20 protein-coding genes and 5 pseudogenes are annotated in these 23,445 nt (G+C 38.4%); 2 read left to right on the top strand and 23 right to left on the bottom strand.

Annotated features, from left to right (window positions below; genetic code table 11):
- Positions 1–223: 223 nt before the first annotated feature.
- Positions 224–313 (bottom strand): annotated as a pseudogene (locus tag PCIT_RS05445) (integrase core domain-containing protein); the annotation flags it as partial.
- A gap of 14 nt (positions 314–327) precedes the next feature.
- Here PCIT_RS05445 and PCIT_RS05450 point away from each other — a divergent pair.
- The gene (locus PCIT_RS05450; protein WP_192992777.1) at positions 328–738 is read left to right on the top strand and encodes a transposase; all 411 of its coding nucleotides are present in this window, start codon (positions 328–330) and stop codon (positions 736–738) included.
- 33 nt (positions 739–771) lie between these two features.
- On the opposite strand, the pseudogene PCIT_RS23325 reads toward PCIT_RS05450, so the two are convergent.
- The 4 genes and pseudogenes from PCIT_RS23325 to PCIT_RS05470 all read right to left on the bottom strand — a co-directional run.
- Positions 772–999 (bottom strand): annotated as a pseudogene (locus PCIT_RS23325) (tyrosine-type recombinase/integrase); the annotation flags it as partial.
- A 123-nt stretch (positions 1,000–1,122) separates the two neighbouring features.
- Positions 1,123–1,212, bottom strand: a pseudogene (locus tag PCIT_RS23330) (integrase core domain-containing protein); the annotation flags it as partial.
- A gap of 146 nt (positions 1,213–1,358) precedes the next feature.
- Positions 1,359–3,026 (bottom strand): hypothetical protein, encoded by a 1,668-nt coding sequence (locus PCIT_RS05465; protein ID WP_010368167.1) that lies wholly within the window; start codon positions 3,024–3,026, stop codon positions 1,359–1,361.
- Between the two features lie 929 nt (positions 3,027–3,955).
- A pseudogene (locus PCIT_RS05470) lies at positions 3,956–4,941 on the bottom strand (IS3 family transposase); the annotation flags it as partial.
- Between the two features lie 236 nt (positions 4,942–5,177).
- Here PCIT_RS05470 and PCIT_RS05475 point away from each other — a divergent pair.
- Positions 5,178–6,188 (top strand): phytanoyl-CoA dioxygenase family protein, encoded by a 1,011-nt coding sequence (locus PCIT_RS05475; protein ID WP_010362156.1) that lies wholly within the window; start codon positions 5,178–5,180, stop codon positions 6,186–6,188.
- Between the two features lie 155 nt (positions 6,189–6,343).
- On the opposite strand, the pseudogene PCIT_RS23075 reads toward PCIT_RS05475, so the two are convergent.
- The 18 genes and pseudogenes from PCIT_RS23075 to PCIT_RS05560 form a co-directional block, all read right to left on the bottom strand.
- Positions 6,344–6,529: pseudogene (locus PCIT_RS23075) on the bottom strand (IS3 family transposase); the annotation flags it as partial.
- Between the two features lie 29 nt (positions 6,530–6,558).
- A complete protein-coding gene (locus PCIT_RS05480; RefSeq protein ID WP_010362158.1) occupies positions 6,559–7,491 on the bottom strand; it encodes a Gfo/Idh/MocA family protein in 933 nt (310 codons plus the stop codon).
- 9 nt (positions 7,492–7,500) lie between these two features.
- Positions 7,501–8,463, bottom strand: a complete 963-nt coding sequence (locus PCIT_RS05485; protein WP_010362159.1) for a Gfo/Idh/MocA family oxidoreductase — start codon at positions 8,461–8,463, stop codon at positions 7,501–7,503.
- Positions 8,460–9,164, bottom strand: a complete 705-nt coding sequence (locus tag PCIT_RS05490; protein WP_010362160.1) for an acylneuraminate cytidylyltransferase family protein — start codon at positions 9,162–9,164, stop codon at positions 8,460–8,462. Before PCIT_RS05490 ends, PCIT_RS05485 begins: the two co-directional genes overlap by 4 nt.
- Positions 9,161–10,084: a methionyl-tRNA formyltransferase gene (locus PCIT_RS05495; RefSeq protein ID WP_010362161.1), complete on the bottom strand. Its 924-nt coding sequence runs from the start codon at positions 10,082–10,084 to the stop codon at positions 9,161–9,163. The genes PCIT_RS05490 and PCIT_RS05495 overlap by 4 nt, the downstream gene beginning before the upstream one ends.
- Positions 10,084–11,157, bottom strand: a complete 1,074-nt coding sequence (neuB, locus tag PCIT_RS05500; protein ID WP_010362162.1) for an N-acetylneuraminate synthase — start codon at positions 11,155–11,157, stop codon at positions 10,084–10,086. The genes PCIT_RS05495 and neuB overlap by 1 nt, the downstream gene beginning before the upstream one ends.
- The gene (locus tag PCIT_RS05505; RefSeq protein WP_010362163.1) at positions 11,154–11,822 is read right to left on the bottom strand and encodes a PIG-L deacetylase family protein; all 669 of its coding nucleotides are present in this window, start codon (positions 11,820–11,822) and stop codon (positions 11,154–11,156) included. Before PCIT_RS05505 ends, neuB begins: the two co-directional genes overlap by 4 nt.
- Positions 11,819–12,709 (bottom strand): formyltransferase family protein, encoded by an 891-nt coding sequence (locus tag PCIT_RS05510; RefSeq protein WP_010362164.1) that lies wholly within the window; start codon positions 12,707–12,709, stop codon positions 11,819–11,821. Before PCIT_RS05510 ends, PCIT_RS05505 begins: the two co-directional genes overlap by 4 nt.
- Positions 12,706–13,872, bottom strand: coding sequence for a UDP-N-acetylglucosamine 2-epimerase (gene neuC / locus PCIT_RS05515; protein ID WP_010362165.1), 1,167 nt, complete (start codon positions 13,870–13,872; stop codon positions 12,706–12,708). Before neuC ends, PCIT_RS05510 begins: the two co-directional genes overlap by 4 nt.
- Positions 13,873–13,876: 4 nt before the next feature.
- Positions 13,877–15,025, bottom strand: coding sequence for a LegC family aminotransferase (locus PCIT_RS05520; protein WP_010362166.1), 1,149 nt, complete (start codon positions 15,023–15,025; stop codon positions 13,877–13,879).
- Between the two features lie 8 nt (positions 15,026–15,033).
- Complete coding sequence (locus tag PCIT_RS05525; protein ID WP_010362167.1) at positions 15,034–16,227, bottom strand: polysaccharide biosynthesis protein; 1,194 nt, start codon at positions 16,225–16,227, stop codon at positions 15,034–15,036.
- Positions 16,228–16,254: 27 nt separating this feature from the next.
- Positions 16,255–18,378, bottom strand: coding sequence for a motility associated factor glycosyltransferase family protein (locus PCIT_RS05530; RefSeq protein WP_010362168.1), 2,124 nt, complete (start codon positions 18,376–18,378; stop codon positions 16,255–16,257).
- Positions 18,359–18,667, bottom strand: a complete 309-nt coding sequence (locus PCIT_RS05535; RefSeq protein ID WP_010362169.1) for a hypothetical protein — start codon at positions 18,665–18,667, stop codon at positions 18,359–18,361. The genes PCIT_RS05530 and PCIT_RS05535 overlap by 20 nt, the downstream gene beginning before the upstream one ends.
- Positions 18,657–19,085 carry a flagellar export chaperone FliS gene (gene fliS / locus PCIT_RS05540; RefSeq protein ID WP_010362170.1) on the bottom strand — a complete coding sequence of 143 codons (429 nt, stop codon included), beginning with the start codon at positions 19,083–19,085 and terminating at the stop codon, positions 18,657–18,659. Before fliS ends, PCIT_RS05535 begins: the two co-directional genes overlap by 11 nt.
- Positions 19,086–19,094: 9 nt before the next feature.
- The gene (fliD, locus tag PCIT_RS05545) at positions 19,095–20,522 is read right to left on the bottom strand and encodes a flagellar filament capping protein FliD (protein WP_010362171.1); all 1,428 of its coding nucleotides are present in this window, start codon (positions 20,520–20,522) and stop codon (positions 19,095–19,097) included.
- Positions 20,523–20,547: 25 nt separating this feature from the next.
- Positions 20,548–20,934, bottom strand: coding sequence for a flagellar protein FlaG (locus PCIT_RS05550; RefSeq protein ID WP_010362172.1), 387 nt, complete (start codon positions 20,932–20,934; stop codon positions 20,548–20,550).
- Positions 20,935–21,017: 83 nt separating this feature from the next.
- Positions 21,018–21,977, bottom strand: a complete 960-nt coding sequence (locus tag PCIT_RS05555) for a flagellin N-terminal helical domain-containing protein (RefSeq protein WP_010362173.1) — start codon at positions 21,975–21,977, stop codon at positions 21,018–21,020.
- Positions 21,978–22,134: 157 nt separating this feature from the next.
- On the bottom strand, positions 22,135–23,097 hold the full coding sequence (locus tag PCIT_RS05560) for a flagellin N-terminal helical domain-containing protein (protein WP_010362174.1): 963 nt from the start codon (positions 23,095–23,097) through the stop codon (positions 22,135–22,137).
- Positions 23,098–23,445 lie beyond the last annotated feature (348 nt).

A 23,445-nucleotide genomic window follows, 5' to 3' on the forward strand; every position in this document is an offset into this window, starting at 1 on the left:
GCTGACATACTTAGCACCGCTAAAATAGAATAAATACTATGCTATTCACTCTCAATTGACCTCTTGCTTGTTAGAGGTTTTGCTGATTTACAATACCAGAAGATACCCCATGCAAGGTCCGTTGGAATAATCGAATGTGCTTTTTATCGTCCATTATAATTTCATAAATAAATAGCGAACACCGGTAATCCTCCCATTTTTAATAGCCATCAAAAATAGAGAGTTAAGCTACAGCCAACGGCGGTTTACCTCCATTAGCTTTATGCGGCCTTTTATGATTATAAAACCACAGCCAACTTGTAGCATGCTCTTGAGTCGATGGTCAATGTGTCAGATGGTGAAGCCCTTGCCAGTTTAATCAGGCCACTGCGCAGGAATATAGACAGAGTCACTGGTGACGGTGCGTATGATACACGCAGTTGCTATGAAGAGGTCGCAGCAAAAAAAGCGATTATGCGGGCACCGCCAAGAGACAATGCCCAATACTGGGAAGAAGGACACCCCAGAAATAATGCCGTATTTATGATGCACCAAATAGGGTTAACGCAGTGGAAAGTGAATTCAGGGTACCACCTTCGTTCACTTGCCGAGACGGCGATGTATCGTTTTAAACAATTAATGGGTGATAAGCTAAAAAGTCGTCAATTCAATAGTCAGCATACTGAAACGATGATTAAAGTGAAGGCAATAAATAAAATGAATGGGCTAGGTATGCCCAAATATCAGCAACAAAGTTAAAACTGAGAAATTGATTGGTAGTTAGCTATTTGATCAACACTGCCGCATCAAGGTAGCAAAGGTACGGCGAAGTTTATGGGCATAAAAATATATTCCACTGTATTCCCTGAGTGAAGAAATATAGCGCTTGAGTACGTCATAGCTCAATTGGGTATCATGCTTACTAGAAGTAAAAAAATAGATGCACCTTTTCTTTAGTCGGTTTCTTTGAGCTATGTAGTTTTTAAGGATATCAATTAATGCCGCTGACATAGGGATAAGCCTGTCTTTATTTCATTTTCAGTTTTTGATAAATAAGACACGGCTTTCAATATCCATTTCCGAGACTTTGATGTTTCTGAGTTGGTAATCCTCCCATTTTTAATAGCCATCAAAAATAGAGAGTTAAGCTACAGCCAACGGCGGTTTGCCTCCATTAGCTTTATGCGGCCTTTTATGATTATAAAACCACAGCCAACTTGTAGCATGCTCTTGAGTTCATATCATCAAGATAATCTCTATATACCCAACACACCAAACCAAAGAAGTTCAATTATTTAGGAAACAACGCCCATTTTGACACAAAAAAGTTTGCTAGGTTCAATGAATTTAGAGCCTAGCAAGTAACTTCTTATTAATAATTAAATATGCTTAGTTTGAGCCTGAATTTCTGGTAAATTATCGATAAAATCTCTTTCTACTAGATATAACTGCTCAAGAATTCTATTTTTATCTTGGCAATTCTCTTTCCCAATCTTATTTTGTTTTTTACTCCAATAAATGGTACTTAATACAAATAATAACAAAGGTGAGAATGCCAAGTAGCCTATATCAAAATCCCACATAAAATATACGCCAACGAGGGATATAATACCGAGGAAAAACCGCACTACGTCATTTGCATTTCCACTAAAACGAGAAAATCGATTTCTAGCATACTCGATATCTTGTGTTATGTTGTACGTATACTCTCTAAATATAAAAGTTTCGTCGTTCAACGTTGCCACAGATTCACCATAGGAGATCCAGTCTCCTTCATTGATACTACCGAGCATGTCAGAATCAAAATAATAGGTATGTATGTTTCCGTCACTACATTCAATCTGGACTGGGCCGTGCATCGTTGATTTTCGTAACGTCTGATGGACTGATGAATACTGTGTTATGTCATTCTTGTCTTTATATGAATTAATGCCGGTATTAATTTTTTTCGTCGACACTGTAACTTCCACATCTTTACTGACGACTTTACCCAACATAAAATTAAACTCTACCTCGCCAACTTGATTTGAGCGTAACACATTCCTGTGTGTATACTTTTCTGAATAGTTCACTTTATAGCGTTGCATTAACGCATTTTTAAGTTCACTAACAGTCGTCTTTTGAGGCATAACGTCTTCGTCTACTGCTGTGTCTTGAACATTAGGCGCAGCATGTGAACCGCATTGAAAACAATAAATGGCATTTTCAGATATTGTTGAATTACAGCCTATACATATCAAATCACTGTCTATTATCGGTCTTATTTCAAACTCGTACCCTAACTGAGCCGCAGATGTTGGTGCGACTTTATTGATAAATTCGCTCAAGGCTTTAAATCGTATCATCCTTGCTTTAAATATTTTTCTCTGAGTAAAGTAACGATGAATTAGTTTCAAAAGCACACCACTGGTCGCCAGTGAAAGACACCATATAAACTGGGTGGGAGATCTTATAAAAGACATACTCGTAGCCATAATGGCTACCCAAGCTGCGAGTGTTTCGGGTACAAAAAGAGTACCAAATTTAGGCTCTCTAATATGGTTTACCAGATACTGATCACAGTTTTCCGCACTTTGACGAGGCCGACCATGAAATATAATACATGGAGGTTTATCGTTGTTAGTGATTCTATTATTTGCCGGTGTATCATCTACTTGCGCATTAAGCGTTGACCAGTAAGGACTGACAACTGAGAAAACGTCGCCTTTTTTAATCGTATGAATTCCTTTAGTCTCAGCAGAAACCGAAAACGTCAGAACATCCCCATCTTTGTTCTTAAGCTCTAACCACCAATAAGAATAAGTTTCATCTCGGCTATTCATATGGGATTTATTTTCGACGTTGCATAAAACTTTTCGCTGATACAAAAGTGTTGAGATCACCTCACCCGTGAACACTATGTCACTTTCATAGTGTTTTTCTAGTAGTGACTTTTGCTCTGGGAGTATATCGAAAAGTGTAGAATAATGTGTTGTATTACGGACTTTATCACCACAATGACTACAAAAATTGTCACCGACAAAGACAGTTGTATTACAATGTTCCATTTTCCCTCTTTGGTACTTTAGGGGTTATTAAATATACCCTAAGCTTAAACACACTAAAACGTAAATTTGATTTAAAAAATCAATTTATGAGAAGATAATGCGCTATTTTTTAACTTGAACGTTCAGTTGTTTTAGCACAAGGTAGCTTATTAATAATCCATTGGTTAATTTAAAAGAGATTTAATTACCTTTAAAAGGGAAAGTCAATAAAAACAACTAAAAAACAAAATATTAATTTTTATTTGTCATTTTTATATCATTTTATTTATAGATAAAACGTTACGTAAACTTTATTAGCGAGAGGCATATAACCTTACCTGGTATGATAAATAACCTAATTATATCAATTTTCTCATTTCGTCTATGCCACTATTTTTCATTTTAATAAAACATGGATCTTATATACATTCAGCTTTACTGTTATTTCAGTATATAATTTAAAGTTACATATATGGACTCTCTATAATTGTTTCATTTAGATAGCCATTTGAATTGCACCTGAACTTATTGGTTTTTTAATAGGCAACTAATCTAAATTGCGTGTAAAAAGGTCAGTTATATCGATAAAATTACGGTTAAAATAGACAATCCCTAGGACGGCGACAACGGTTTAAATGATTGTAAAAAGTTAGGCGATATAGAGTCGCTTTGCTATAGCTGAGAGAGGAGCAATACAGTTAAAACGGTACGAATAAACAGACCTTACGCGGGCAAACGCAAGTGAGCGTGCAATGATAGTTGTATTGTCTGGTACATAATATAGAAAAGCGAAAAAACAGGATATATAAAGAAAAGTAGGGCCATTTTAACCACAGTAAAGCCACAAAGGCCCGCTGTTAAGACCGATAAAATACCCCTCAAAGCGCCGTTGTTTCCTAAATAATTGAACTTCTTTGGTTTGGTGTGATCAGATCATAAAATGCCTTAACAACCTCTTCCAACGTATCAAATAAGTTTTTGCTCAACCAGCTATATCGAATTGTTTTGTTATGTCGTTCGATGTAAGCGTTTTGTTGTGGGTTGCCCGGTTGAATATATTCAATTCGAATTCCATGCTGTTTCGCCCAATGAGTAAATTCATGACTGATAAATTCAGGACCATTATCACAACGAATGACGCTTGGTTTACCTCGCCACTCAATGAGTTGATTTAGGCTTCTTATCACTCTAATCGCTGGAAAAGAATACCCAACATCAATCACCAACCCTTCACGTTTATAATCATCAATGATGTTAAATAAACGTATTTTTCGGCCATTACTTAACTGGTCATGCATAAAGTCGACCGACCATACTTGATTGCGCTTTATTGGCTCTTTAAGAGGCTCTGGTTTATGCCGTTTCAATCGCCTTCTAGGGCGTATTCTCAAATTAAGGGCTAACTCACAATAAATACGATAAACACGCTTATGGTTCCATTTAAAGCCTTCTACATTTCGCAAATAGTCGTAGCACAGACCAAAACCCCAATCGGTTTCGTTCTCGGTTAATTTTACGAGCCAGTCGGCTATTTCAGCGTTTTCTGAACTTAGCTTTGCTTGGTAGCGATAGCAACTTTCACTGATACCAAACGCTATGCAAGCCAGTTTAATACTGATGTTATGATTAGAAAGCATATGCTGTGCCATCACTTTGCGTTGCGACGGCTTCACCACTTTTTTTGCATCGCTTCCTGAACTATTTCCGCTTTTAAACGCTCTTCGGCATACATTTTTTTCAGGCGACGATTTTCTTCTTCTAATTCTTTCATGCGAGCCATAAGTGATGCGTCCATCCCGCCATATTTTGCTCGCCACTTATAAAAAGTAGCGCTACTCATACCGTGCTCACGACATAGCTCTGGCACAGGGAGCCCTGATTCTGATTGTTTTAAAATAGCCATTATTTGGCTGTCACTAAATTTTGATTTTTTCATGTAGATCTCCTTCGTCTAATTTACGAGAAAATTCTACTTTTGAGGACTGTTATTTTTTGGGGGGATTACCCACCCACCTTTGAGGGTTTCATCTGTTTCCTATCTCTCATTAAGCATTATAATTTATAATGCCTCTCTCAATACTACACCCTATCCATACACACTAAATTTTGGTCCATATTTTGCTTAAACTCAAGTATCATGGGTGCACCCCTAGTTACGGAGTAAATATAACAATGATTAATGACTTTGAAGACCTATCTAACCTAGCCAATAACTCACCGCAAGAGTTTGTACAGCTATTAATCTCTCAGTATATGTCCGAAAATAATTCTCTTTTTGAATTATTTGGACCAGAAATAAAATCATTACTCCAGTCTAATCAAGAACTATTTTGGCAGTTCTGGAATGAAAGTGAACGCGCTCAGCTCTTGAATTGTCCCGATGATAAACATCAATCATTGCTGAATACACTAGAGCAAGACGGTATTTGTATTATCAATGATTTTTTCGATAAGAAGACAATTCAATTATTACAAAGTGAATGGGACAATAGCTTCAAGCAAATGCCTAAACAAGATGAGAAAACAGTTCAAAAGGCATTAAGAAGCCGCTTCACTTTTGATTTTATTGATGGTGTCCGCTACGTACAAAGCTCTCCCTTTGATAATAAGCAACGAATATTGTTTCAAGAACATGAAAAAACGCCGCCCGCATTTTCAAAATTCATTCTCAATAACACCATGTTCTCAGAGGTTGCCCAACGTCACTTTAAACTTAACATACTTCCCACTCCTAGTTTTGTTATGGCTGAGTATCTCCAAAATACGCGCGTTCCCAGACAAGATTTATTTTGGCATATTGATAATTTGAGCGACCAGTTTAAAGTTATGGTTATACTTGAGGATATGAGTGACATTGACGGTCCGTTTACATTCATTAAAGGTACACATAAAATTAAGTGTGAATATAAAGAGCGATATCATAAAATGTACGCAATGAATGGTCTTTCCACTCAGGCACATAATCATTTTGAGCCTAGCTTTACTAGCTATAAAAATGCTGAAAAAGCAGTGTTAAAAGCTGGAGATATTGTCCTGTTTGATTGCAAAATCCACCACAGTGCAAGCTTTGTTAAGAAAATGGGAAGCAGAAAGAATCTAGTTCTTTATTTCAATGAAATCCCCACTATCAGGAATAATATTTTCCAGAAATTTGATCACTTCTTAAACTTTGGATTGAATTAAAATGAATAAAAATCGAAAGTACTGACTGTATGTATGATTCATAGAGATCGTTTCAACCAAGCGATCTCTAACTCTCTTCTATAATTGATACCCTAAACCCTTTCACTTTTGAGTTTATAGTTTTCAATAACAGCACCTGAGAATGGTGTTTTGCATATCTCAGCTTTCGCATCTTCGCGTGTCGAGTATATCTTACGCTTAATTATTCGCTTTTTTATCGTCGCAAAAAGGCTTTCCGAAACCGCATTATCATGGCAATTCCCTACGCGACTCATTGATGGCACGAGTTTATGCTTTTTCATAAATGCGAGATAGTCAGCGCTACCTGATTGGCTACCTTGGATGTGTAGATAATAGCTAATAGCGTCCCTCAGTAGCCTGCTATTTTCAGGTAGTGAGGGAGCATTTCTACATATGAATTAATAGTGACCATATCAGCCTGTTTGTTCCCTAAAAAGCTCTCGACTTGTTTATATAACCCAGGCTTAAAATCTATATCTAGGCTAGATTCAAGTGCAAATTTAGATATTGAAATAGAGCCCTTATTTTGTATAGCAAGCTCTTCAAAGGGAGACAAATATATTTTTCTTTTACTCGTTTGTATTTCAATAGCCCACCGGCCTGCCGACTCCCAGTCCGCATGATAACTAAACAATACGCCTGTTTGTGTCACACCTGAACCACTGAACAAAGCTGGTTTATGCCAACTTAATTCACCCGAGTGATTACATGACATTTCAGCTGGTGCTCCGGAAAAACTAAATGCTAAATCGACAACATGGAGTGAATTACATAAAAACCAGTTCTCTAATTCTTTTCTGGGCTTACTTAACTTCTCAATTACATGAGACCACTCAGTAAACTCGAATTGAATGGCCCTTACACCACCATCCTCTTTTATTAACTGGTGTGCTTTTTCAACTGATGCGTAGAACCTTCGATTTAATCCTATATAAACATTAGCATTAGCCTCACTAGAAGCTCGATATAGCTGTTTTGCTTCATCCAGTGACAAAGCAGCTGGTTTTTCAACCAAAATTGATTTAAAGCCAATACCCAATAACTGCAAGGTAATATCAAAACTCGATAATGTACTTACACACACTATAGCGCTGTCGCACCTAATATCAGCACCTTTAACCACTTCATCAATTGGTGACCTATGTACAGTAATTCCTGTTTTACTCTCAAACTCCGTTGCTGATCCCTGTCCTCGTCCAATAACTTTAAAAGTTTCATTTTGCGCTTTAAGTACTTTTGCATACTCAATCGCCATATTCCCTGCACCAATTAACCAAATCATATCTACCTCCTAGGTGATCTGATACTCACAACGACGTAAAGTATCTCCATGCAATTGGAAATGCTTTTCTAGCGTATCTAATAGTGCTAAATGGGTATCAGCAGATTCTTCAAATGGTGTTAGTAACATTTGTTCCCCGCGAATACTCTGTTCAACAAATTGATAGCTTAAATTACTTTGATAAACCGTTTCAAAAGCGCGTACTTCTTGTATATCTCCATTAAATTCGACCGTACCAGCAAGCTCATCGATTAGAACCTCCTGACACTCTGAAGTCAGCCTCACCTGCAATGACATTTTTTCACTATGTCCACACGATATAGAAAGTTCTTTTGATGAACTCATTATTCGGCCAAACACCTCTTTATAACCACCTCGTTTACTATCAAATATACAAGGCTCTAACTCTTTATCTTCTAAAATAAAAAGCTCTTTCTCTTCAAATAAATAACGATATATATCTAGAAAATGTACCGCGTTGCAAGCAAGCCCCCACTCATTTCCCACGACTGAAAATTGCCAATTTGCGTGTTTTTTTAGTTCTTTTTTCAACGCCTGATAGTGTGGGTTCATCCTACGAGGACAATTGACATAGGTCTTAACTGAGTGCTGCTTAAGTAAACGTTTGGCTTTTTGATATTCATCTTTAAAAGAAAATAAAAATTTCTCAAGAATTAAGCTGGTAACATGATTGCTATTTAGTAGTTCACGCATTACATGAAGTCTAACATTTGAGGTTGTCGCGATAATTGCAACGCTATAATCCTGCCCTTCTGGTAACACTACTTTATAATGTACTTGCGTTTGACCATTGCCAGGCGTTACTTCATCTGCCAACTTTCGAGCTTTAGTTAATGACTCTTTGTCAATATCGACTACATCAATACTCAAAGGTAAACTGCTTTTGAGTACACCTTGTAAGTGACGTGCGCCTATTCCCCCACATCCAACAATTAATATTCTGTAATTCAACGTGCTTCTTCCATCAGTAACTGTGCAAATTTAAAATCTAATTCAGAATCGATATCTACCGATTCTCGTTGAGACATAATGTATGCCTGTAAGTTTTGCCCCAGAAAAAAACTCTTCTGTTCTCGTATAGCAGCCACTTTAGCTATGTAGATTGCACCATTGAGCCGAAAATAAGGAGGTAAATCTTGGCTCCTAGCATTAACAAAGTCCATATTTAAAAACTGAGACATGTCTTTATCTTGACCAAGCTGTCCCGACCAAATTGGCGAATGCTCAACCTCACAAACAGAAATGATGCCTTCACTACCACTTCCAATCATCTGAACAAAAGCCTCATCGATATGTTTAGACGTCCTTAACGGTGATGTTGGCTGTAGCAAAATAACGTAGTCAAATTGCTCTCCTTGAGATTCGAAATAATCAAGCGAATGAAGAACAACATCTATTGACTTAGCGGTATCCGACGCTAAATGCGTAGGCCTCAAAAATGGCACTTGCGCGCCCATAGATTGTCCTAAAGTGCGCATATCCTCGCAATCAGTACTCAAAAGACAGGTTGTTATCGTACTACTCTCTACCCCGGCTTTTAAAGTCCAGTGTAATAATGGCTTTGAAAGTAGCGGTTTAAGGTTCTTATTTCGAAGTCGCTTACTTCCTTTTCTCGCAGTTACCACCGCGAGCACTTTACTCGCTGGTTTCATTTTCTAACCTTGAAACGCGTTCCAATACGGAAATGAGGCGTAAATTTTTCAGCTACTTTTCCATCAAATACTTCACTCATTTGCGTAATTAGTATTGAACTATCTGCTACTTTAACTACACACCCTTTTGAATTACGAGCAGTCACCTCACCTATTGTTGCAATGTATTCAGGTGCACCTAAAATAAGCTCACTACTCAAAATTGCATATTCTTGATCACCATGAAAACAACGAGCACCGGGGCCTGGCAACGTAATTGCTCTGATAAAGTTATGGACTCTAACAGCAGATTGATTGAATGTTAAAATTTCATCCCCGATAATACGTTGGCAAAAATAGGTTCCAATAGGATGTATATCTTGCTGCCGTATTCGTTCAACGGTATTTGTAGCCAATTTTTTTAACGCTGAATATAAAACATCTGCGCACGAATTAATGGCTTTTGACAACAAAGTACTATAGTTGTCGACACCTTCTATCGGGAACTTCTGTTGCTCAATGATATCGCCGGTATCAATGCCTTCGTCAATATAGTGCACGGTGATCCCAAATTCACTTTCTCCATTTATCAGTACCCAATTTAAAGGGTTTCGCCCTCGATAAAATGGCAATGCCCCTGCGTGACAGTTAATAAAACCTTTAGGTGCCATACAAAGAATAGGTGTTTTTAATATTTGATTGAACGACATAGAAACCAAAAGTTCGGCACCAAACTGGTTAATCACACCAATAAACTGCTCTGAATTAACATTCTCAGCCAGTAAGAATGGTACACCTAATTTGTTTGCCCACTCTTTCAATATGGGATCTTGAGTATCAAATCTAGGTACGATGAACACTATTTCAAAGCAACTATCAGTTACTATTTTCTCTAACGCTTTGTGAGCCCAAGGTCCATCTGCAAAATAACCGATTTTCACTATATTTCCTGCTCTTCATCAAGATCTGTCACAACAGAGCTACCAATAAGAGACCAATACTCCATTGGTGAGCGACCCGAACCTGAACGTTTAGCCGTAATCATATCTGGCTGCCAGAGTTCGCCCGCTTTTACAGCTCGTGTCGTCACTAAGTTCTTCCTGACAATAGAGCGGTTTTCAACCTCAGACTCAGTAAACGTCTTAACCCCACTACCTAACGCCCGCTCAACAGAGCGAATATTAGCTACCATATAGTCTAACTCTTTGGGCTCAAGAGAGGCTTTATGATCCGGGCCTGGTAATTTCTTATCCAACGTAAAGTGTTTTTCAATAACGACACCACCGCGAGCAACAGCCGCCAGTGCGACCGCGACACCTTCAGAGTGATCTGAGTAACCAACTGGAACCCCAAATGCATCAGCCATTGTATTCATAGCTTTTAGGTTAATATCTTCCAACTTTGCAGGATAGTCTGACGTACAATGTAACAAAGTCACTTTTTGCCTTAAAGCTTTCTGCCCAGCCTCGGACGCATAAGCGCTCTGGCACGCAGCAATGGAGCACTCTTTTTCTGGCGTAGTAAAACCAAATGCAAGCACAGCCAAAGCTAACTCTATATCGGCTAATGTCGACATTCCCGTTGATAAAATAATATCAGCCCCCGTCTTTGCGTGAGCCAATAAAAACGGGCCATTGGTAATCTCACCCGACGGGACCTTCAATATAGAAAGCCCTAGTTCGTTTACCAAAAAGCTTAGACTTTGCTCATCAAACGCGGTAGATAAAAACTGTATTCCTTTTTTATCGCAATACGAAATAAGCGGACCGTGATGCTCATAAGGTAGCTCAAGCCGCTTTAACATAGCAAATTGAGACTCTTTAATCTCCGTATTAACCGTTTGGTATTCACATTGCCGCGCTTCTTGGGTAACCAACTGTTCTGCTTTAAAAGTTTGAAACTTTACAATATCAGCACCAGCTTCAACTGCTGCATCTATTAATTTGTAAGCAAGAGCAATATCGCCATTATGATTTACTCCAGCCTCAGCAATGATTGTAACTTTCTGATTCATATTACCTCTTTTAGTATCATAAACGCTTCGGCCATGTCGCACCCAGCTACTGCACCTCTATAACGTGCTAATGCGCGAATATTTTCTTCACTACGGGGAAATGGTGCGGGCTGGATCTCACCTTTGTAATACTGCATAATTTCGACTTTTCGCTCTACGTGCTCCGAAATATCTACGAATAAGTTTGGCTTAAATACAGGATTCATAGGGTTTATCGCAAACTCAGTTTCAGATAAGGTTTCATAGCAGCATATTTTTTTGATAAATGGGTATCTGAACGACTTTGAACATGCCGACACGGCATTAAACACCACACCATGGTCTGAATGAACATCGCCAGGGTATGGGACATAAAGCTGATCGGGCTTTAGCCGATTAATCACCTCAGATAAATCACCAATTAGATCTCCTAATGTATCTGATGACAAAGTAGTAGCCACATGCTCTAGCCACAAATAAGACGTCATTTTATACGCATCAGCCACTTGCTTTATTTCACATTTTCTAGCGCTTATGCGGTCTTTTGAAAAACCAATTTCTTCGTTAATTTGTGTAACAATAATCCAATGAACTTCGTCACCAGCAGCAAGGTGTTTCAATATAGTCCCTCCACACCCTAATGTTTCATCATCAGGATGTGGCGCAATAACTGCCACAATACTCATATGTACTCTCCGGTTATGAATTTTGAGCCATCTATATTTTCTAACCAAAGACTCGATGTACCTGAACACTTTACATGTACCTTGGTACGGGTTGTGCTTAGTATTTTCCCCGGTTCGAAGTTTAATGCTACCATTTCGTTGTGATGAGTCGCACAAGTTACAGTATAGATTTCGCCGCCCTTTAAAAATGTAGCCCCAGGATATGGCGAAGACAAAGCTCTAATTAAGTTGTAAATATCGTTAGCATGCATTCTCCAATCAATTGCACCATCAATCGCTGACCGTTTGCGCCAATAATTAGAGCCAGTTTCTACTTGAGGTTGAGGCTCGATTGAGTTGTCATGATAGCCTTTGACTATTTTTGATATCTGTTGAGGAATTACCAAAAGCACTTTATTATATAAATCTCGAGCATAATCCGTATCAAATATTTCGATTGTCTCCTGATCCACTAGCGCGCCACTATCAACATTTTCCTCCATTAAAAAAAAGCTCGAGGCGGTTTCTGTCAACCCCAAGGCCAATGCCCAAATTAAAGGGTGGCGCCCACGGTTACTAGGTAGCTTTGCCGGATGGAAACCTATTGCCGCTTTTTTCACGTGATGGAGTATTTTACTAGGTATTATATGACTCCAGCCAATACAAAATAATATATCAATATGTTTATCCAATAAGGCTTTTTCGTAATCGGTATCATTTATAAAAAAGGTTGTCTCAATACCAAGTTCAAGCGCTAATTCAGCCAAACTTGCATAGTCTGAGTTAAACACTGATTTAGATTTGGTGATCAATGCAACCAACTTAATCTTACCTTCCACATGGTGCTTTAACAATTGTTTGAATGCTGCATGACTGGTTTCTACACAACCGATAAATGCTACGTTCATGACTCACCACCAAAGTCATTGAACCTTTTTAATAATATATCTTCAAGTGACTGATTCATAACTTCATGCACTATTTTATCCGACGCACCACCAGTGCCATAAGGACTAATAACAGACATACACACCTCCTTATGCTCTAAGCTAATCGCTGTTTTCAGGGCTTGTACTATTTCCTCTACAGATCCACCACTTTGAATAACTGATTTAGCAGCAACTCGCCCTAGCTGTCTAGAGCCAATATTGACGGTTGCAACTTGACAAGAGGGCGCTTCCAATATGCCACTCGATGAATTACCAACCACAGCATCACACGCTTTCATAAGTGATAGATATTTCAACTGACCTAATGATTGTGTTAATAACACTCTATCCGGTTGACTTTTGCCAAGCTCTTGAAGCTTATCTATCAGCACTCTGCCAAATGTATCAGCATTTGGATATGTAATAACGAGTTGATAATTCGGAAAAGCGTTAAAAGCTAATAGAAGATTTTCTAATGCTTGAAGTGAGCTTTCCCTATCTAAAGTCAAAGGGTGATAAGTGACTAAAAAAAACTTCTCTCCTAACTTAAAGTCGAGTTCTTTTTCTAACAACTTTTTTGAGAGCAAATTTAATTTTAATAAGTTATCAATTCCAGGAGCTCCTACATTAAAAACCCTATCCGGCTGCTCACCTAGCTGCTCCACCCTATTTTTGTAAACTTCAGTAGTAGTAAAGTGTAAATGAGACATTTTTGACAATGAGTGGCGAATAGCTTCATCAATAAGCCCCTCTGTTGCCTCACCTCCATGTATATGCGCAATTGGAATATTTGCTAGCATTGCGGCTTGTGCGACAGCTAACGATTCATACCTATCTCCCAACAACAGCAACAGGTCAGGGGTGTGTATCGCAAATTGTTCGGCAGCAGACATCATGGCTAAAGCCATTGATTTTGATACACCTAAGGCTGTATCTGAAGATACCAAGAACTCCAGTTGCCCTGTTACATCAAAGCCATCTTGCTTTATTTGCTCAATGGTATAACCAAACTCTCTTGATAAGTGCATCCCACCTACGAATAATTGTAAATCACACCGCGGATGCGCTTTTAGACCTTTTAAAGTCCAATAAAGTAACCCATATTCTGCTCGGGTTCCGGTAAAAATAGCAATTTTTCTCACAATATCACCGCTTCTTTTTTACGGAGCTAGGCAAGTTCACTAGCCTCTGTGCAAAGTATTCTGTATTGTTTAATTCCACACTCGGTGCGTCAGCGTACATATCTAGCAAATGCATGGGTCTCCATACCGGTCTACCCATTATGTTGTCTTTCGCGAGAGAGTCTAATAACCTATCTCGGTGCGACTTATCCTCACAAATAACAGCATTTAGCCAAAAATTCGACTTACAATTTGGTGGTTCATCAACAAAGCAATAATCGCTATTTAAAAATAAAGAGCGATACTCATCAGCTAGCAATCGCTTCTCAGTTAAAAAGCCATCTAAGCGACCTAATTGTGCCCTGCCTAGCGACGCATTAATACTTGGCATTCTGTAGTTAAAGCCTACTTGGTCATGGATAAACTCTCTTTCATGTTGCACCTTAGCAGTTGACATAAGGTGCCTACTTGCGTTGGCTACCTGTATATCTTGCGTTAGCAAAGCACCACCACCACCAGTCGTTATAACCTTATTACCATTAAAGCTTAACGCTGATGCTGTACCAAATGTACCAAGAGATTGTCCATTATATTGACTCCCTAAGCCTTCTGCGGCATCTTCTACAATAGCTAAATTCCATTTTTTACACACTTTTTGTATGCCATTCATGTCAGCTGGGTGCCCAAAGGTATGCATAGGAAGCACAGCACTGATCTTTTTCTTCTCGATTTTATGAATGCATTCTCCATCTTCGTTTACAAAAGCATATTCAAGTAAGAAATTTTCTAGAGAAACCGGGCATAAACTTAGCGATTGCAACGAGACATCAACAAAAATTGGGGTTGCGCCAATGTAACTAAGGGCATTACAAGTCGCCACAAATGTAAGAGACTGAGTAATTACAAACTGGTCCCGCTTCACACCTGCAACCAGTAATGCAACATGAAGTGCTGATGTTCCAGAGTTAGTCGTTACGGCATAGTTCGATTGAGTAAAAGCACAGATCTCGCTTTCAAACTGAGTTACATTAGCGCCTACAGTCGATACATATGTGCTATCGAGGCAATCTATAAGCATTTGGCTTTCAATTGAACTAAAGTTTGGTTCATGCAGAGGGATAAATTCTTTCGTGTCAAAGTAACACTGGATGAACTGGCTTATCTTATTGAGCACAATGACTCCTACATTTTATTATCCAATGAATTATACTTTTCGATGTGGGTAAAGTTCGGGAGTATAGGGGCTATAGCATTTTCAATCTCTGACTTTGACCAAACACCTGAACGCTGTAGACGTTTAATTTCATCAATTATGCTTATTATCTCGGCTTTATTGTCAACATTTTTGCTAGGCTTGATTATTCCTACCTCCTTGAAAGCGCTCAAGTCAAGCGTATCATGCCCAGAAAAAAACTCTTCCTCAGGCTTTTCACCACTAGTATCACTTTGGGAGAAGTAACATGGCCATAAGCCCGAGGCGATCAATTTTCTGGCTTCACTGCGAGCCTCACCTTCTGAGTCACACCTATATGGAGTAAAGCCATGTGACTGTATCACTGTTTCAGCTACATCAACAAAGCTTTGCAACACTATTTCTGAATTACTTTTTGGAAAGTAAATATCTTTATTCTCTCCAAGTAAGCAAGATATTAAGCATAATAACCCCGCTTCCTCCTGCGTAATAAAATACCTTAATATATCTGTTGGTGCAGTTATAACCTGACGCTTTTCAATTCTTGTCTGAAAACTTTCTAATAAAGAGCCATTCGAAAAAGCAACATTAGCAAAACGAGCTGTTGAAATATCTAGCTCTGTACTATATCCATATAATACTTTTTCCATTAATAGCTTTGAAGCACCCATAAAATTAGCTGGGTTAGTCGCTTTATCTGTAGAAACGGAAAAATACTTTTTTACTCCAGAAGAGACAGCTTGTTGTAGCGTTTTTTCTGTAGCTAGAACATTTGTCTCCAACATCCTCATTAAAGTAAATTGGTCCCTTTCACTTCGGACATGTTTCAATGCTGACAGGTTTAATACGTAATCATACTGTCCATTTTGAGCATAAAACGCATCATATGTACTAGAACATATATCGAGTGAAAAAGTCTTGAATTCACCAGAAATATACCCAAGTTCACAACGTAAATCCCTAACCAATTCGGCTAAGCCATTTTCATTAATATCGACTGCATGTAAACATAACGGGCTTCGCCTGAATATTTGTTTTGTCACCGCTTGACCTATTGATCCACCAGCACCTATCACTAAAAAACGTGCATTTGAAACTAATGTATTCAATATATCATTATGTTGTGAAACATCCTCATGAAACAGCGGACGGGTTCTACCTATCATTTTTAAAACATCAAGCATGTTATTTAATTCAACTTTAATTTATTTCTAAATTTGACTTGGATTTAAATAATCACAGAACTTTCGGTAATTAGAACCAAAATCAGCCTGTATACTATTAATATAATTAATCCAAAGGTTATTGAGCTGCTCATAACGTTGCAAGGTAAACTCATCGTCCTCATAACTGTATAACAGTGTAATAATCGGGCAGTGAAAATATAATAACGACCCTTTTAAAATATGAAATAGATGACTCGCGACGGTGCCTCTCAATGAATATATATATTGCTCTTGCCTTTTTAAGTTAGACGCAGCTTCAGCTCGGCTATTTACGCTTTCATGACATATGCTCTTTAAATGTTCACATACGTCATTGAAAATACCCACCCCAACAAACTCATCATTGATATTTAAAGATAAAGGACAATAAAAGTCTCTTTTAATTGACTCTACAACAGTGTCTATCTCGATTGTCGAGGGGATTGGTAATAACTCCTGTGCACTTACCGGAACTGCACCTTTAAGCTTGGCTCCATTACCCACATTGTAGAAAGTAATATTCGGATAGGTTGAGATTAAGCTTTCAATTTGTCTATGTGATAATTTATATAAATCATTAGTATAAACAAAGCCAGTTAAATTACCCTCTAAAGTATTTTCTGTTACTCCTGGGCTGTGGTAACCAGGTTCGTCTGGTGAGTTTCTATAGAAACTAAATTTACTATGGTGTTTTCCAGAAACACAGTTACCGTTGTCTACCCCAAACAAATAAATATGTTTAAAGCCTAAATAACTAAAAATACTACATGCCGTATTAGAAACGAGTGGATTGCTGAACGAAGGTAATGGTAGCGTTATTTGCTGATTTTGAAATGCTAAGATTCTCAGTAAATCAGTGCCAGATTCATTTCCCTTCAAAGCTAATCCCGACCACTTATAGAGCTTTGTTGTATCAGGGTATACCACATTCACACTGAGTAAGTTTGTTTTTAAGTACTCTTCTTTAGGTAACACATCTTCGACAATTTTATAGTTTGACAAAGGTCTTTCAACGAGCACATGAAAATCACTTTTAATACCTAATTTAACTAATGATGCTAAAGCTGAACCAGCTGCAACTATAATTGCTTTTCCTTGCTGTTGTTTGATGAAATCACTTGCTTCATCCAACGAAGGACCATTACCTATGATAAAAACAGGCACATCTTGAAATTTGAAATCTTTTTTGTCTACGTCTTTTAAAAAGCTAACTTGACTTTCAGCGTGATGAATAGAGTGAGCTAGTCCAGTTATTGCATCATTATAAAACCCATGTCCAGTTTGAAATTTAAAGTAATCTTCAAACCAAATTTTTACGATGTCATTTAAACTAGAGTTCGGAATGTGCTGATAACAAAAAGAACGCACTAGCGCTTGAGAACCTATAGATTCAGTAATAACCTCGAGATCAGCAATAAGGGTACTTTCAGACACACCTAAGAGAAAGTATAAGTTACTACCTTGTTCATCAATACGCTCAATAATACTCGCCCAGTCTGTACAAAATAAACTAGCAAAAAACACTTCAAAGTCAGGCTCAATCAAGAATGTATAATCAAATTGGCATCGTTCCATAAGCATTGTTACATGATAGCCAAGGCCTAACCCAAAAATCATCGCTGTGGGGAACGTATCAGGCAGACTTTTTAACTTGGGTTGTTTTGCCTCTTTATTCTCACGCATTATTGCGCCAAGGTCTACCATGTAATTGGTATGGATCCTATCGTCACTTTTCCTTTTTGGATAACTACTATAATCAGTAACTGTAAAATATGCGTTATTAATATGCTCCGTAACTTGCTTTTGAGCTTGTTCAATAGGGTCATCTCCGTATAAAGGTACTGGCATACCCTTTGGTACAAAGTTCCCATGACCGCTTTGTGTCACATGCAGGCAAAAATCATCTCGTAACTCGAACTCTTCAATCGCTTTACCTAGGTCAGGATAATATTTATTTATACATACGATATTATGTTCAAAACGAGCGTTCGCTTCCTCTGAAAAAGCAGCTTCTCTTTTTTGATGCGCGATTGTGTGGGATATGCTTTCATCTAACTGATTAATTTGGGTTTGTAACGGCTGATTGTGTTTGTTTTTATTCATATAGAGATCACAGGTTTCTGTAGACATCAAGCTTCTTTTTATTACCGACATGCTTCACTAGTTTATTATAAGTTAGTTTTTGCTCTGTCTCTACGCAGCTTATTAAATTTGAATAGCGTGTATAAATTTCATTTAATCTATCCACCTCATCTTGATTCAACGTGACGTCTGGGGATTCAAAAACTGACCGTAATGTTCGTTCAATAAGTTGACAGGTATCTACAATATTCGTTATTTCTTTGGGCTCAGGACTATTATTAAGCACCTCACTGACTTTATCAATAAGGTTGCCTATTTGCTGGATTTTATCCAGCATTGGCATCACTACCATTATCCCCAAGTGTTTTCTCTCGGATAGAGTATGGGATAGCGTCCCAAGCTGATTTAATCTCTTTCAAAAGCATCGATACTTCCTCGACAATTGACGAGTCATTTTTTAAGCTCGCATCTAATAATCTATCTATCATGTACGAATACAGTGAATACAAGTTCTCAGTAACCTCTCCACCAACTTCAAAGTCAAGGCAACCCCTTAAAGCTTCGATAATAGCTGAAGCTTTTGAAATATGTTCAGCTTTTGCCTCTAGGTTTTTCTTATCAATTGCCACCTTTGCAAACACCATTTTTTCAATTGCGCCAGACATCAGCATTTGAATAATTTCATACCTATCAGCGCCCGCAACGCGAGTCTTCAAAGCTTCTTTTTGATAATTTTTTACTTTTGCATTATACATTATAACACCTTAATTATTTGACTTGGTAAAGCCTGGTAAATTAGCAAGTTGCGCGCCTAAATAAGACTGAGTTTGCTGCATATTAGCAAGTAAAACATCTAATCCAGAGTATTTTTGCCTAAGCCCAGCTTCAAAAGACTCCATTCGAAACTCATGGTTTTCAACATCATCTTCTAGCTCACTCAACTGCCCATTCAACGAAGTTTCCCTTTGTTTGATAAGGCCCGATGAGTCTATATAGTTACCTAACAAAGTTTCTAAATCTTTCGCAACCCCATTATCCCCTGCAAATGCCTTGCCAATATCATCAAAATTCTCATCCATTGCCTCATCTAAACTTCTTACCAATGATGATTTTTCTAAATATCCATCTTTCTTAACACCCAAGCCTATATCAAAAATAGAGCCAAAAGGACCTGCGTCAGTTAACGTTTTACCTAACGTATTTATGAGTTGGTCACTTAAACTCCTCATAGATGAATCACCATTGAGCGGTTTGCCTATCCTAGTTTGAAAACCTATATTTCCAATTAAGTTGTTATAATTTGTTACTAACTCGTCAATCAGCGTAGAGACTGATTCTTTATCATAATCTATATTTAATTTTGCTGTTTCTGGAGAACCGGCATCATCATCCTCACTGACTTTTAATGCCTTGATTGTCATATCTTGAACGGCATCTTTAAAAGTATTCGTAGCGCTATTTACCGTTAAACCATCCACTGTAATTATTGCATCTTGAGCCACGTCATCCGCAGCGATTGTCATGCCCCCACTGGGGTTCGTTGATGCATCATAGGTTTCAATCGCATCTAGCTCTGATGTATCGCTGGTAATTACCAGATCATTACCCGAACCACTTGCACTAGAAGTAAGTACTAGCTTTGACCCTATAGCAGGGTCGCCAGTATTTACAATATTAGCTGTCACTCCAAAGTTATCTTCTGCGGAGTTGATTGCATCCCTCAGTTCAGCAAGTGTTGCACCGGCACTCAGTGTTAAATCGAATGTATTATCTGCCCCAGCTCCAAAGGTTAATGTACCTCCAGATGCGGTTACTACATCATCTACTGACGAAAATGCATTATCAGCACTTACAGCTCGGCTCCCCTGAGCCAATTGCGTCACTGCAATATCAAAACTACCCACCGAAATATCAGAAGTTGGCGTTACACTTATCAAGTCGCCGCTAGTTGGCTGAGTTATCGTTGCAGCCCTTTTCCCAAAGTTATCTGGATCAGCTAGCTTTTCAATCGTATCGTTTAATTGTGAGATAGCCGACTTCACTTCACCGATTGCAGAGAGCTCTACCTTGAGTGATTCTTCTTTTTTTGCAAATGCGGTAATTTTCGGACCACTTTCAGCGTCAACTGACGCTTTAATGATACTTTCTAAGTCTAAGCCTGAACCGATACCGGCGGAAGTTATAAGTGGCATGTGTATCTCCAAAATTCATTGTGTTCTATGCGATACTGTCGAGTAAAACACCTTTACTTGTTAATTTATCGGCAAGTTCATCCAAAGCCTTAGCAACTTCGCGAAATTCCTCTGAAGGAATCTCTCTAATCACTTCATCATTTCCTTTGTCAACCACACGAATATAAGGTGGGTCGCCATTTTCATCAAATTCAAATGACAAGTTTGTCGTTACGGGAATGAATTTATCTAATTTTTCTAAGTTCTTTTTTACATCCTCAAGCAAAAACTGATTATCTGCAAACTCATCTAACGCTCTTTCTTCTTTACCACGCTCTTGAACCTGTTGCTTGTCGACCGTTGAGAATGGTTTTGCGGTAACATTATCAGTCAAAATATTGGCGGTAACATTTAAAGGGTCAATATCTTTCATAATAGATCTCCTGAAACACTACTTAATTATAGTATACGCCAAGTCCAGACGCCTGGCATCTGAAATTGGCGTAACACAACAGATTAGCCGAGTAATGATAAGGCTACCTGAGGTCTTTGATTTGCTTGACTTAAAATCGAACTACTAGCCTGTTGTAAGATCTGCATTTTCGTTAAGTTTGCAGTTTCTTGGGCAAAATCAGTATCACTGATACGAGATCGCGCAGCTGTCAGGTTTTCTGATACATTTGCTTGGTTACGTATAGTTGATTGGAATCGGTTTTGAATTGCACCTAACTCAGCACGTTTTTTATCTACCACTGCGATCATAGCATCCATCCCAGCCAAAACAGCTTGTGCGTTTGCCTGTGATGATACACTGATAGAACCTGCCTGAAATGTATCTGAGAAAGTATAGCTGTTTGCAGCACCAGATACAGCACTCACACCATCAGATAAAGTCTGAAGAGATTGCCCCGAGATGCCTTCTGCGATACCAGCAATACCTGACAATGTAAAACCACCATTAGCCGAGATATCATTTGCGGTTCCATCGACATTTTTCATACTAAATGCAATCGTTTGTACTGCGTCTGCACCTACTTGAAAATTAGCATCATATGAACCATCTAGTAGGTTTTGCCCACCAAAAGTAGTATCTTGTGCTACCCGGTTCACTTCTGATGATAGTGACTGGATTTCTTCTTGGATCGCAAGCCTATCTTCATCTGTGTTTGAACCATTTGAAGCTTGTTGCGCTAGTGTACGGATACGCTGAAACATTTGCGTTGTTTCATCCAATGCACCTTCTGCTGTTTGTGCCAAAGAAATACCATCGTTTGCATTTCGTATTCCTTGGTTTAAACCATTTATTTGACCAGTCAGACGGTTTGATACTTGCATACCTGCCGCGTCATCTCTAGCACTGTTTATGCGCATACCGGAAGATAACCGTTTAAACGATGTATCCAACGAGTCTGCTGAATTACTCAATTGTCTTTGTGCGTTCAAAGAACTCACATTAGTGTTTACATATAAAGCCATAATAGCCTCCGCTTCATCTTAGATAAGGTAACTAGCGGGATACCCCTACCCTGCTAGATACCGTATTAGAGTCCTAGATTTATAGTTCTCTAATTCTGCTATCGGCGTATGAAGCGAAAGCTTTAGCTAAATTTGTAAATAAATTAAAGTTTATTTATTACCCTTGTAATAAGCTTAGTGCTGCCTGCGGTCTTTGGTTAGCTTGCCCTAATATTGTTTGGCTAGCTTGTTGTAATATTTGATTCTTTGTAAGCATAGCTGTTTCCAATGCAAAGTCCGCATCTTTAATTCGAGATTTTGCAGAGGACAAGTTTTCGGAGATATTGGCTTGGTTTCTAATCGTTGATTGGAATCTGTTTTGCACCGCACCTAATTCCGCACGCTTTTTATCAACCACAGCTATCATTGCATCCATACCGGCAAAAACAGCTTGTGCATTTGCTTGTGAAGAAACACTGATCGTACCAGCCTGAAATGTATCAGAAAAAGTATATGCGTTAGCAACACCTGATATAGCACTCACACCACTTGCCAAAGTTTGTAGGTTTGATCCACCCACTGCAGCAGCTATGCCTGCAATTCCTGATAATGTAAACCCATTATTTGATTGAAGACTATTTGCTGTTCCACCAACATCTTGCATACTGAAGCCAATAGTTTGCACAGCATCAGCACCTACTTGAAAGTTAGCAGCATAGGTACCATCCAACAAATTCTGACCACCAAATGTAGTATCACTTGCAACTCGATTCACCTCACTTGCAAGCTGTTGGATCTCTTCTTGAATTGCCAGTCTATCTTCATCTGTATTCGAACCATTAGCGGCTTGTTGCGATAATGTACGAATTCGCTGGAACATAGATGTCATTTCATCCATTGCCCCCTCAGCGGTTTGCGCCAAAGAAATGCCATCATTGGCATTACGATTACCTTGTCCTAAACCTAGTATTTGCGACTGAAGACGGTCTGTAATTTGCAGACCAGCAGCATCATCAGCGGCACTGTTAATACGTAAACCCGATGATAAACGTTTAAATGAAGTATCTAATTCATTACCTGAATTGGTTAATTGACGCTGGGCATTTAATGCACTGACGTTAGTATTTACAAATAAAGCCATAACTCATTCTCTCTATTTCAAGTCAAAGCTGAATTACCTCAGCTTTAATTTACTAAATACAAGATGGCAATTTTTATCGTCAAAGCTATTTGCCGAAGGGGCAAAAAACTGCCATTTGCATGGTATTTAACTTACTTAGAATGAGTGATGCAAAAGGTAGGCCAAATAATAATAGTTCATTTATTATTTGTATATTTCATGAAAAAAGGGGCTAACAGCCCCTTTTTGAAGTTTGAGAGTGAGTGTCAATAAATTAGCATAAACATTGGCATAGTTCATGCTTATAAATACTTGTTCATTGAATTGATGAACAGTTTGGATTAAAGCTCCTCCGCTTTGCTATCCAAT

The organism is Pseudoalteromonas citrea, from assembly GCF_000238375.3.
GTDB lineage: Bacteria > Pseudomonadota > Gammaproteobacteria > Enterobacterales > Alteromonadaceae > Pseudoalteromonas > Pseudoalteromonas citrea.

Coding starts and splice junctions, on each gene's coding strand:
- PCIT_RS05465 (WP_010368167.1), bottom strand. CDS start 3,026: ATGGAACATTGTAATACAACTGTCTTTGTCGGTGACAATTTTTGTAGT.
- PCIT_RS05475 (WP_010362156.1), top strand. CDS start 5,178: ATGATTAATGACTTTGAAGACCTATCTAACCTAGCCAATAACTCACCG.
- PCIT_RS05480 (WP_010362158.1), bottom strand. CDS start 7,491: ATGATTTGGTTAATTGGTGCAGGGAATATGGCGATTGAGTATGCAAAA.
- PCIT_RS05490 (WP_010362160.1), bottom strand. CDS start 9,164: ATGAAACCAGCGAGTAAAGTGCTCGCGGTGGTAACTGCGAGAAAAGGA.
- neuB (WP_010362162.1), bottom strand. CDS start 11,157: ATGAATCAGAAAGTTACAATCATTGCTGAGGCTGGAGTAAATCATAAT.
- PCIT_RS05505 (WP_010362163.1), bottom strand. CDS start 11,822: ATGAGTATTGTGGCAGTTATTGCGCCACATCCTGATGATGAAACATTA.
- PCIT_RS05510 (WP_010362164.1), bottom strand. CDS start 12,709: ATGAACGTAGCATTTATCGGTTGTGTAGAAACCAGTCATGCAGCATTC.
- PCIT_RS05525 (WP_010362167.1), bottom strand. CDS start 16,227: ATGCTTGATGTTTTAAAAATGATAGGTAGAACCCGTCCGCTGTTTCAT.
- PCIT_RS05530 (WP_010362168.1), bottom strand. CDS start 18,378: ATGTCTACAGAAACCTGTGATCTCTATATGAATAAAAACAAACACAAT.
- PCIT_RS05535 (WP_010362169.1), bottom strand. CDS start 18,667: ATGCTGGATAAAATCCAGCAAATAGGCAACCTTATTGATAAAGTCAGT.
- fliS (WP_010362170.1), bottom strand. CDS start 19,085: ATGTATAATGCAAAAGTAAAAAATTATCAAAAAGAAGCTTTGAAGACT.
- fliD (WP_010362171.1), bottom strand. CDS start 20,522: ATGCCACTTATAACTTCCGCCGGTATCGGTTCAGGCTTAGACTTAGAA.
- PCIT_RS05550 (WP_010362172.1), bottom strand. CDS start 20,934: ATGAAAGATATTGACCCTTTAAATGTTACCGCCAATATTTTGACTGAT.
- PCIT_RS05555 (WP_010362173.1), bottom strand. CDS start 21,977: ATGGCTTTATATGTAAACACTAATGTGAGTTCTTTGAACGCACAAAGA.
- PCIT_RS05560 (WP_010362174.1), bottom strand. CDS start 23,097: ATGGCTTTATTTGTAAATACTAACGTCAGTGCATTAAATGCCCAGCGT.